Below are 11,700 nucleotides of genomic sequence, written 5' to 3' on the forward strand. Positions count from 1 at the left end.
ATCGAATTGGAATGCGGGATCACGGTGTACCCGGCCAGGTCCGGGGGAGGGCGGTGGCGGGCGGTCTGGTACGAGGCCGGCGGGCGGCAGCAGTGCGAGGCCGTGTCCGAGGACAGGCTGGCCGCCAAGCTGGAGAAAGTCGCCGAGAGGCTCCAGGCCGGCGCCCCGAACATGCGGCGGCCAGGCGCTGATCTCATCGCGCACTACCTAGACCCCGACCGGCTGCCGGCCCGCGACCGGTGGTCGCGCAAGCACGCTGACACCCAGCGGCGGCTGTGCGAGCGGTTCGCCGCCCCGGTCATCGCCGCGCTCACCTGCCAGGACATCAAGACCGAGCACACCCAGAAGATCGTTAACGCCGCGCCCACCGCAGGGGAAGGCGACCGGGTCCACCGGATGCTCTCGGCCCTGGTCACGGCCGGGATCGAAGCCGGCTACCTAGTGAACTCCCGGCTGGCGACGGTGCACTGGCAGGCCGGGGACCGCCCGCTGCCCGCTCCGGCCGTCAGCGTCGCTGGTGAGTCTTCGCTGTGGGTCGATCCCGCCGAGATCCCGTCCGCAACCGATGTCAGCGGCCTAGGCCGAGCGCTCGCGGCAGGGCGGCGAGGCAATCAGGACGAACTGATGGCTAACCTCGCCGCCTACAGCGGCCTGCGCTGGGGCGAACTGGCAGCCCTCACCATCGGGCAGGTCTGCCAGGCGCGCCGGGAGATAAGAGTGGACCGCAAGGTAGTCGAGGTTGGCGGGCGCTTGTACGTCGAGGCGCCGAAGAACCGCAAGTTCCGCCGGACGATCTACCCCCGGCGCACGCCCGGCGGCTGCCCGCTGGCTGAGCGGCTCGCCGCCCGCATCGAGGAGGCCCGCGCCGAGCAGGAGGCCGGGAGCAACCCGCTCGGGCTGGTCTTCCCCAGCCGCAGAGGCGGGTACTGGCGTTCCAGCAACTTCAACCGCAGGATCCTGCAGCCTGCCTACCTGGCGGCCGGGTGGCGCGACGCCGGCGGCAACGGCACGTGGACCTGGCACAGCCTGCGGCACGCGTTCTGCACCACCGCCCTGTTCACGTGGAAGCTCGACGCGACGGACGTGTCGCGGATGGCCGGCCACGCGAACTACCGCATCACCCTCGACATGTACGTCGGCGCCACCGCCGGCGTCCTGGACCGCGCACGAGCCGCCACCGAATAACCGCCCCGCTCGCGACGAGCGGCGCTTCCTCTCATATCCAGCAGCCGGTGGAGGTGCATCCGAGCTGCGGCCGTAATTTGAAAGGTCCCCCGGTTCATGGCCACTGTCGGTGACGGCTCCGGAAAGGGCTATGCCATGAGCAGGCGCAGAACGGCTCCTCTCTGTCAAGGGGATGCTGTGTTATTCGAGGATTTCGGCCTCATCGAGGAGGTCGGGGTGCAGGCGGGTGCTGGCGTCGAGGATTTCAATGCCGACAAGGCGGCCGTCTTTCCAGTCGAGGGCGACGAAGCCGCTGATTCCGTTCGGGGTGCCGGCCTGGATGGTGGTGCGGCCGGGTGCGAGCGGGCCGCCGGTGAGGTAGATGTAGACCGCGTCCGCGGCGGGGTGGTAGGTGATCCGCACACGCTGATTCTGCTCCGCCGGTCGGCCATGAGCTGGCGGTATACCTGGTCAGACAGCCGCCGCTTAAGGCAGCGCAGCGCCTCTTTCGGGGTTTTGCCCTCGGTGCGCTTGCGCTCGTAGTAGCGGCGCCCGTCGGTGCCGGGGTAGCGGATCTGGGTGACGGCCATCATGTGCAGCGCGTGGTTGATGCGCCGGTTCCCCGCGCGGGACAGCCGGTGGCGGACCTGGTCGCCGGAGGACACGTCGATCGGGGCGGTGCCGTTGTAGCTGGCGAACTTGTCCTTGGTGGCGAACCGGGCGATGTCGCCGGCCTCGGCCAGGATCCGCCCGGCGATCAGCGGCCCGATCCCGTACAGGCTGGTCAGTGTGGTGCCGGACGCGGCGACGAGGGCGGCGATCTGCCCCGCGAGGTACTTGAGCCTGGCATCCAGGGCGCGGATGTCGGCCAGGTGGTCCCTGGCGATGTGCAGCCGGACCGCCGATACGTCGTCTGCAGGGCGGATCCGGGCCAGCAGCGCCTGGGCCTTGTTCGCGGTCAGCTCGCGGCGCATCCCGCCGGGCGTCAGCTCGGCCAGCAGCCGGTGCAGCCGGCACACCGCCTGGGTGCGCTGCGCGGCGAGCTCGTCGCGCCGGTCGCATAGCAGCCGCAGGCTCACCGTTATGTCGTCGCAGGTTACCGCGGCGATGCCAGCACCGTCGAGGGCCGCCAGGCCGATCGAGACCGCATCATGCTTATCGGTCTTGCGGCCATGCCCGCTGGAGTACACCCGCGCCCGGGCGGCCAGCTTCGCGGGTACGTCCAGCACCAGCTCCCCGTCGGCGGCCAGCCGCTGGGCCAGCGACCGGCCCGCGCCATGGCATCCTTCCACAGCCCACCGCCGCTGCGCCCATCGCGCGGCAAACGCCGTCAGCTGGTCATAACCCTCGGCGCCGTTCGCGAACCGGGCCGTCTCGATCAGGGCCTTGCTCACCGGATCCAGCACGGCCGCGGTATTGCTGGCTTTATGCGGGTCCACGGCGATCATCACGTCATCGTTCACAACAGGGTTCCTCCTGGCCATCGGGGGTGTCGGCAGGCGAGGAGGGCAATGCAACTTCCGGCAGCGCAGACCTCTCTTGAGCCACTACCTCACCGGGTGAACAGGACGGGCCGCAGGCCGTTCGTGAGCCAGAACACCTAAAGGCGACGGCAGCCGATTCGCGAGCGAGCCCGCCCCGCTCAACGCCCGAGGATCCCAGATCCCCGAGCTCCCGGAGACGATCTAAACAAGTTGCCGATTCTGAGCGACCCACGGCTCGATGATCTCTCTGCGTGTGTGAGCGCAGATTATCTGTTCGGGACGCACTCCTACTTCCTAGGAGGGCGAGGGTGCCGATAGTGGGTAAGTGCCTCGGCCGCTGCCTGGCGCACCGTCGAGTCGCTTGTGTCACCGACAAGAAGCTACTGGTCGCCACTAGTCCAGTCCCCCGCACTGAGTCGCAGGCCGTCGAGCGTCGCCAATAGTTTTAGCCACGACTCGATCGGTGAGTTACGCCGTGTCGCAGCCAAAAGTTCATGGTCCGGCGCTACTGACCAAGAAGACCAGCCCAAGAGGTCGTTGGCGGTTGGCCGCAACTCGGTTAGCACCGTGATCAGCGTTCGGGCATGATGCGGTTGGACCTGGCCCAGGAGGGACAACACCCACGCTCGAGCACCAGTCAGGTCATCGGCCTGTGAGCTCAACCCCTTTAGTGCTAGGGCCAACCCCTCGATGTCCCAAGGATTTGCTGCCTCGAATAGGACCAGCGCTCGGCTGCGTGCCTGGGCCAGGTCGCTGGCTGGAGGGTTCAGCTTGGCCAATGTGTCGACGAGTTCCTGGATGCTGAGATCGTTGGCGGTGTCGAAGAACGTTAGTACTCTTCGCCGGGCCCGGGCCAAGTCACCGGCCTGCGGGTTCAGCCTGAGCAGCGTACCGACAAGACTCTCAGCGTCCTGGCTGCGGGCTTGGTCGAGTAGGTCAAGTACCTGAGCCAGGTCATTCGCCTCCGGGGCTAGTCTGATCAGCGCCTCACCCAGCTTGGCAGTTCCCGCAGGATCAGCAGTGCTCAGCCGGTGGAGCACCCGCGCGCGGGCACGGGCCAGGTCGCCTGCTTCTGGTGCTAGCTCAGCCAGAAACCCGGCTAGCTCGGCCAGAGCCTCCGCTAGGTAGTAGTCGGTGGCCAAGGGCTCGGAGGCTTCGAGGAGATCCAGGACGCGGGCGCGGGCCCGCGCCAGCTCACCGGGCTCCGGCGCCAGCTTGATCAGGCGGCCCGCCGTGAGGGAGGCCTCCCCGGGTGTGTTGGTATCGAGCAGGTCGAGTAGCCGCGCTCGGGCGCGAGCCAGGTCCCCGGCCTCCGGAACCATTTCGGTGAGAATGTCGGTCAGGGCCCAGACAGCCCACGGCGCGGTGGGATCATCGAGGAAGTCAAGCACCTTGGCCCTGGCACGGGTGAGGGCAACTGTCTCAGGGTGCAGCGCGGCCAAGACCCGGGTCAGGAATTGAGCATTGGCGGTGTTAAGCAGGTCGATGACCCGGGTGCAGGCCCGAGCCAGGTCGCCTGGCTCAGGGTCCAGCAAGATCAGCATTTCGGCCAGCGTCGGCACGCCGCTGAAGAGTCCGGCGACGTCGAGAAGGTCTAGAACCCGGTTTCTCGCGTGGCGTTTGGCCAAGCCTGCTGCCTCCGGATCCAGGCAGGCAAGCGCGTTGACCAGTCCCGGCACGTCATGAGGTTCGGCTGCGTCAAGCAAGTTCAGCATTCGGCTGCGCGCACGGGTCAGTTCGCCTGTGTCCAGGGCTAGTCGGGCCAAGGTCTCGGCGAGGCCTTCGCTGTTGCTGGGACTGGCCAGGTCGAGTTGGTGCAGCAGTCGGCTACGCGCCCTGGCTAGATCACTGGCTTCCCACTGCAGTCCGGTCACGCTCGCAGCCAATGATGGGTCCTTCTCGAGCAAGCTCCGCACTCGGTCGCGCGCCCGCGATAGGTCGTTAGCCTCGGGCTGCAGCTTTGTCAGCGCATCCACGAGTAGCGGAACCGTCAAGCGGGTGAGTCCGTCCGCGACTTGGTGGTCGAGCAGATCCAGGATCCGGTCGCGGGGACGGGCCAGCTCGCTTGGCTCGGGCCCCAGCTCTCCCAGGGCGTCTGCTAGTTGGCGGATGTATCCGAAATTGTCGGTTTCAGTGAGCAGGTCTGATATTCGGCCCCGGGCTCGGACCAGATCATCTGGCTCCGGGTTCAGCCCAGCCAGCACGTCAGCCAGCCATCTTGCGACCCCGGCATCGGCTGTGTCGAGTAGATCCAGGAGTCGGGTGCGGGCCTGGGTAAGGTCGTTCTCTCCCGGATCCAGCTTGGCCAAAGCCCCGACCAGAGCCTGGGCGTCTTGAGTACCGGCACTATCAAGCGCCCCCAGGATGCTGCGGCGGATTTCCCGGCTTGCAGCTGGCCAGTCTTGTGCAACTGGGAGACGTCGTAGGTCTTCGCCGGCCAAATCGACCAGGGCACGGCCGATAACATTGGCGCATTCAGTGGTCCAGCTATCCTGCTTTGACTCTCTGGCGACTCTGGTGAAGAATGAGCGCAGTTCCCAGCAGCTGTCGATCCGTTCCAGGCCCGCATCGCCGTTCAAAGGGCTGGCGGCCAAGCGGATCAGTTTCTTCAGAACTTCGTCTCGCTCGGGGTGCATTGCGAGTGCGACTGGTCCCGCGTACTCCCAGTCCGGGTCGTACCACACGTGGCTGACCAGTTCCGCGGCTGCCTGGTCCGCGGTCATCTGAAATGCGACATATTCTGCAGTCAAGTGCTCACGGATCGCTCTGTGGATAAACCGTCGCGGCGTCAGGCCGAGTGCAAGGCTCGGCAAGCCCACTGGGACGGCCACGTGATTTACCGCGGTCAGCTCCGCCCGTCTCAACTGCCGATATGGCGTGCGGATGCTGTCAGGCCAGGCGCCAATCCCTGTCACCTCGTCCTTAGCGGCCCCCGCCCAGGCCCATTCCCTCAGCACTCCGGCACAGCCTGCCACGTCAAAATCCTCCGAGCCGCTGCGGTGCCATAGGCCCCACAACAGCTGCCAGGTCACTAGCGCGTAAATTTCATGGCGCGTCGCGGGCAGTTGCGCATCACCCCCGATAATGCACAAGAATGCGGCGATCAGCGGAACGCTTGCGGCGTCCTGCAGGTCCTGCCGAGCCGCGATCTGCGAGATCACTGCATCGCCACGGGCTGGATCGGAGGCGAACCAGCTGACGATGAGGGGCTCGACATCTTCTGGGTAGCGCAGCGGCCGCAATTCCCCGGCTTTCTGCGAGCCTTCGCCGGGGTCAATCATGAGCTGCCGCTTCCATGAGCTGGGCCGCGAGGTCAGGATGATGCGCCAGGGCAGCATTCCGGCCTGCTGCAGCACTTGATCCGGGTCTCGCGCCTCGTCCAGTGAATCGATCACCAGCAGCACCGGGCTGTTCCGGTCGCTGAAAAATACCCGGAGCGCCTCTACAATCCGGAGGCTGCCCAGGTCACCGGCCTGGTTCAGCGCGCTCGAGACAACAGCATCACGAATCCCCAGGCTCGCGTTATACCGGGAGGCAAGCATCGAGCACGTCGTGAACAGCGGTAGTTCGACCTCATCAAGCCCGGCACCGCTGGCCAGCGCCGACAGCGCCGCCGCGGCGCGCCGCCGCGCCGTCCGCCGCGCCAGCCAGGTCTTACCCGACCCTGGGCCGCCCAAGATCACCAGCCGGGTGCACCTCTCGGCTAGGTCATCAGCGCCGATATCACCGTCATCTAGATCCCAGCCCTCGACACCGTCGGCACGGCCGATGCTCAGCTCCCGCTCGATATCGGAAGGGGTCAGCATCTGCCCGCTGAGCCGAGGATCTTGCGGCCAGCTATCGGAATTTAGCGACCTGAACAGAACAGCCAGGTATACGCAGACGTCCTCCCTGCTGGCGGGCCCCGGCGGCAGCCGGTCCAACACAACCGCCAGCTGGTCCAGAATTCTGCCCGCCCTATCCTCCTCAGTCTGACTCTGACAGGCCAGCCACGCCGCTAGGTCGGCCTGCAGCTGCAGCATCGCCTGATCCAGCCGCGCCGCCTGCCCCGTCTCCAGCCGCGCGATCCGCGCCATCAGCACACGCTGGAAGACCTCCGGCTCCACGTCGGAGACGGCAAACTCCAGCAGCCCGCGAGCTATAACACGCGCCGCATCTATTGCGTCTTGCTCGGGGATGACGTCCGCGAGGCATTGCGTGATGGCAGCCGTCAGGTCCCCCACCGGTCCACCCGCGATCATCTGCCATGTATGCGGATCCTCCAGCAAATGGCGCACCGCAGCCAACTCACGGCCCCCAAGCTTGACCAGCGGATCTGCAGCCAAGACAAGCCGACTAAGACCGTCCTCACGACGGATCCGGTCTAGCCAGCCGCGTGCCAGGCGTCCGAGTTTGCCGGCCGACCAACTGACCGGTAGCCCCACCAGCGCCGGACCCAGGGCACCCGTGATCAGCCAATTGACAAACTCTGAATCCACTATCGAATCGTAACCGGCCTAATACCACACGCGGCTGTAACAAGCGGACCGAGAAAGTGGCCGCATAAAATCCGCTGCTGCCGCAGCTTGGACTGTGAACCGCCCCGGCGAGTCCAGAGCCTGCGGAAACTCCGGAGCGGTTCACTGTCACCGCAAGTCTCGATCGTGGTTGCCACTCATCGACCCCAGCCAAGATGACCAAGCGCGCCGACTGATGAGGGTGAAGATGAATCTGGGAGCGGAGCGTCTCTCCTTGATCGGAACTGGCGACAACGCCGATCTACCGGTTCTGCGCGCGTGAGTTGGGCTCCCCGTGTCTTCCGGGCGGGTGTGAGAGCCGCGCTGAACGGCGGCAGTGTGCGCGCGGCTCGGGACATGGGACGATTCGCAGAGCGACAAACGCCATCCCACGTCAGTAATCCGACCATCCGGTTCCTCGGCCCGTCGGCAAGTTGGCCTAGTGGACTGTGAACTGTCATCCTGATGTGTCATGTCAGGTGCATCGCTGGGTAGTGACGCCGGCTGGTCGGAGGCGCGCCGGAGGCTGCACGCTCAGCTAGCTCATCGTAACGCGCTGCTAGCGGATTATTACGCGTCGGCGATCTACTTCTTGTCGACACCAGGGGCGCCTGCGCGGATGTCTCACCTCGCTCATGCCGTGAGGGAGTTGTGTCTGCACCTGCCCGACGTCGTCGGGGTCGTGAGGCTGGACCGCAGCCAGAGCGAGAATAAGTCTGCGGATTTCATGCGTGTGTGGGAAAGTGCCGGACTGCCCGACGATGCTGCCGACTTCGCGGTATGCGCGGAGGTCGGAGGTGATGTTGCGATGTGCCTGGTCCCGCGCCCGGTTGTGCAGGCTGCTGTCGAGATGGTCGTTGCTAGCCGGATCCGGGGAACCGCCGGCCGCCGTGCGGCGATGATGATCGCTGAGCCGCACGCTCCCGGCGGGCATACCAACGCTGAGCGCGATCCGACCGTGCGGCGATGGAACACGATTGTCGGTAAGACCCTGTTTGCGTTCGTCCACGCGTTCGATAAGGCACCTTCGCCGATCGGCGAGGAGGATCTCCACCGGGATTTCATGTTCCTGGAACAAGTCATGCGGGGTGTCCTGGCCCCGCTTGAGCATGTTGCGGACCTGGATGAGCTGCTCGCAGAGACCGCGCGCCAGCCTGAGCCGGTCGAGGTTGAAGATGTGACCGTCGTCGTTGCCCGTCACGCAGGGCTGAAGCCAGGCGGTGCTCCGGATTACCTGCGAGATGAGGGTGATGCGCGTGGTGACTCCTGAGGACTTGGGCGGATGGCCAGCGCCGACCGATGGGCAGATCCGTCGGCTCCAGGATCTAGTGGCTCATCCCGCCCGCTTGCGCTACTTCTTCAGCCGCCTGGAGAACCCGCTTTGGCTGGAACGCCTGGCCGCTGACGGCTGGTACGACCCGGAGCGCGTCCCTGAGCCGATCGCGGAGGCTGGCGGGACGGTGCGTATCGACTTCTGGCCCTTGTCGGAGTATCTCCGCCGTGTGGGCGGAGAGGTGCCAGAGACTGCTGCCTCCGTCGTCGAGCGCCTTGCCGGCACGGCTAATCCGATCGTGCAACGTGACCTTGTGGCGACGCTCCTGCGTCTGCCTATCGGTTCGGCTGCGGGTTTCATCGATGATGTAATCGGGTGGATTCACGGCCCTTACTCCAGGTCGCTGGATGAAAGAGATCTGGGGAACCTGGCTGCCCGGCTGCTGGATGGCGGGCAGGAGAAGGCTGGCCGGCGGCTGGCGTCGGCCATCTTGTCCTGGGTGCAGGAGGAGTACTGGCTCCGGGAAGTTATCGGCGTGCTGGCTGATCCGCTGGCGCGATCGGGGATCGATGGCGTGCTTGTTCTCGCGGATGCCCTAGACCGCGTGATCGGCGAGAAGGCCGGCGCAGAGGCGGCGAGCTTCATGAGGGCCTCCATTGCCGATCACGAACAAGACCAGCACATCGACGCAGCTGATTACCTGATCAACGGGCTGCGCGACTGCGCGCTTGCGTACTTGCGCCGTACTGGAGATCTTTCTGTCTTGGGGGCACTGCTGCGCCGCAGGGCAGTTCTGTTCAGCCGCATTGCGTACTACGTGACTGCCGCGGCAGTCGCTGATCCCGGCGGCGAGGAAGATCCTGATGCCGCTTCCCGTATCACCGCGCTGCATGGCTATGCCCGGTCGGTGATTCTAGATAAGTCCGCCTTCAATGACCCCCGCACCAGGTTGGAGCACGGGGCACTGATCCGGGAGATGCTCCGGCACCTCGCGGCTGCGGACATTGCGCAGCTTGCCGACTGGCTGCGGCAAGGCCCGCAGATGAGCGACCCCGAGATCAGCCAGATGCTGGGCTCGCCGGGTGCACCCGCGCCTGCGGAACAAGTCGCAAGATTCAGGGACCATTGGCGTGTCGACCGGATGGCCCTGCTGGGCGAGAACCTCCCACAGCTGCTTCATGCCATTGCAGCTGATCTTGCGGCGCGAGGAGTCCAGCCGCCCGAGCATCCGGGGTTCAGCCACTGGACGTCCACAGCGCAAGTGATTGAGTCTCCCGTCTCCGGCCAGGAACTTTCATCGATGACCGTCGCCGAAGTTATCGATCTGGCCCGGAATTACCAGCCGCCAGCTCACATGGTCTTCAGGTTTCTCGACCAGTCGTTGGCCCAGCAGATCTCCGACGACATCACCGCCCGGCCAGGTGAATATTCGCTCCTCGCATCCAGCTTTGCCGACCTGAGGCCCGCATACCTGAATGCTTTCCTTGAAGGGCTCCGGCAAGCGATCGGCACGCGAAGCAAAAATGCCACCGCGAACCGTCCGGAAAATCCTCTAGACTTCAACTGGGAGGCAGTCTTGGGTCTAGCCTCCAGCATCGCCGGCATGCGAGATCCGGGAGGGCGCAACGCCGAACAGGCAGAAGAGTCGCCGCGATGGGTCCACCGGAGCGTACTGATGCTTCTCAAGACCGCTCTGGCCGCAGAGGGTTCCGGCTTGACGGCCCAGCATGCCGTGGCGATCTTGACGATCATACAGACATTGCTCGACAGTCCTGACCCGGTACCTGAGGACGAAACTGCAGAAGACCGCCTTGACCCCGCTGACCGGGCGCTGAACTCTGTTCGCGGCCAAGCCGCTGGCTGCCTGATTGCTTTTAGCAACTGGTGGCGCAGGCTCGGCAGGACTGAGGACGACGCGCCGCCGGTTCTCTTGGAGCTGCTCTCACGTGAGCTCGACCTCGCCCACGAGACGTCTACCGCGATCAGAACGGTATATGGCCAGTTCTTCCCGCTCCTTTACTCACGCCTGCCCGCGTGGACCAGTGAGCACCTTGAAGCGATATTCGGCCCCCTTGCCGCAGCGCCGGACCCGGCAAGGCCAGTAGCCGAGCCGTCCGAGCAGATCCCTGCCGAGGTGCTGGGTCAGGCTGCCTTCGATGCATACCTACTCGCGAACGGCCCCCAGGACCGTAGCTTCCTGGAATTGCTCAAGCCCTACTACGAGCGCGAGATCAACAGGTTGCGCAAGCAACCACCCCGAGCCTGGCGGAGCACCCTCCGTAATACCCGTCAGGCAGTGCTCGACCATCTCCTCCTCTTCCTGCTCTGGAACGCGCTGAGCACCGATGACCCCCTGATTACGACGGCCATCCGTAAGGCAGGCGTCCAAGACACGGGAGAAGCCATCGGCCATCTCGGATCGCTCATCTTCCGAGCCGGTGAAGCCGCGGCAAGCCAGGCACAGGCGGCGCAAGACGTATGGAACTGGTGGCGGGAACAAGCGCAGAGGCGCGCGGGCAGCGGGGACCGCGATTCCGCAGTCGCCATGGTCACCGGCTTCCCCTGGTGGTGGCGCGCCGGGAATCTGGATACAGCCTGGCAGTTCAGGGAACTCCTGCTGGTCCTAGAGATCTCACCAGCCATCGAGACGCCAAGCCTCGTCGCCCAGACTCTCGCAGACCGGGTCATCGGCAACGAAGATAACGTGATTACGGCGCTTGACATCGTCCTTGACAACACAACTAACGACATCCAATTGCAGCACGCAGTCATGAAAGCTGAACCGGCCCTCCGTTACCTGCTCAGCGCAACAGACCCTAACGTCAGACGGCGCACCACAGTCCTGGTACAGAAGATCGCTGCCTGGGGAATGGTCGAACTGGCAAAGCAGATCACCACCACTGCCAACAGGTGACGCCAGCCTATTTTTCCGGGCGCAATTCGGCTAACTCTTTCTTCTCATACACTATATCGATCTTTATGGGCGTGCCTCGTTGCCTCGTTTCGAACCGCAGGTAACGCAAATAACGGCGGATCTCGCGCCCTACATCTCATATGGCTGTCACCGACCGTGAGGAGAGTTGACCAGCGTCGCGTCTCCAGGCCGAGAGCCGTGATGCTCGTCGCGAGCGGGGTGGTTATTCGGTGGCGGCTCGTGCGCGGTCCAGGACGCCGGCGGTGGCGCCGACGTACATGTCGAGGGTGATGCGGTAGTTCGCGTGGCCGGCCATCCGCGACACGTCCGTCGCGTCGAGCTTCCACGTGAACAGGGCGGTGGTGCAGA

At 65.2% G+C, this 11,700-nt stretch carries 5 protein-coding genes and 1 pseudogene; 3 read left to right on the top strand and 3 right to left on the bottom strand.

Annotation, left to right across the window (positions count from 1 at the left end; translation table 11 throughout):
- Positions 1-1,185: tyrosine-type recombinase/integrase (locus Q1N79_RS01965; protein ID WP_300603424.1), on the top strand; the 1,185-nt coding region annotated here is incomplete at its 5' end.
- A gap of 180 nt (positions 1,186-1,365) precedes the next feature.
- Here the strand turns inward: Q1N79_RS01965 and Q1N79_RS01970 are convergent.
- The 3 genes and pseudogenes from Q1N79_RS01970 to Q1N79_RS01980 all read right to left on the bottom strand — a co-directional run bounded on the left by Q1N79_RS01970 (position 1,366) and on the right by Q1N79_RS01980 (position 7,126).
- Complete coding sequence (locus Q1N79_RS01970; RefSeq protein ID WP_300603436.1) at positions 1,366-1,587, bottom strand: DUF2283 domain-containing protein; 222 nt, start codon at positions 1,585-1,587, stop codon at positions 1,366-1,368.
- Positions 1,588-1,625: 38 nt separating this feature from the next.
- Positions 1,626-2,648, bottom strand: a pseudogene (locus Q1N79_RS01975) (IS110 family transposase); the annotation flags it as partial.
- 380 nt (positions 2,649-3,028) lie between these two features.
- Complete coding sequence (locus Q1N79_RS01980) at positions 3,029-7,126, bottom strand: NACHT domain-containing protein (RefSeq protein ID WP_300603427.1); 4,098 nt, start codon at positions 7,124-7,126, stop codon at positions 3,029-3,031.
- 490 nt (positions 7,127-7,616) lie between these two features.
- Between Q1N79_RS01980 and Q1N79_RS01985 the strand changes: the two genes are divergently transcribed.
- Both Q1N79_RS01985 and Q1N79_RS01990 read left to right on the top strand, forming a co-directional pair.
- Positions 7,617-8,414 carry a hypothetical protein gene (locus tag Q1N79_RS01985; RefSeq protein ID WP_300603430.1) on the top strand — a complete coding sequence of 266 codons (798 nt, stop codon included), beginning with the start codon at positions 7,617-7,619 and terminating at the stop codon, positions 8,412-8,414.
- Positions 8,401-11,331, top strand: a complete 2,931-nt coding sequence (locus Q1N79_RS01990) for a hypothetical protein (RefSeq protein ID WP_300603433.1) — start codon at positions 8,401-8,403, stop codon at positions 11,329-11,331. Before Q1N79_RS01985 ends, Q1N79_RS01990 begins: the two co-directional genes overlap by 14 nt.
- Positions 11,332-11,700 lie beyond the last annotated feature (369 nt).

It is taken from the genome of Trebonia sp., from assembly GCF_030042015.1.
Classification (GTDB): domain Bacteria; phylum Actinomycetota; class Actinomycetes; order Streptosporangiales; family Streptosporangiaceae; genus Trebonia.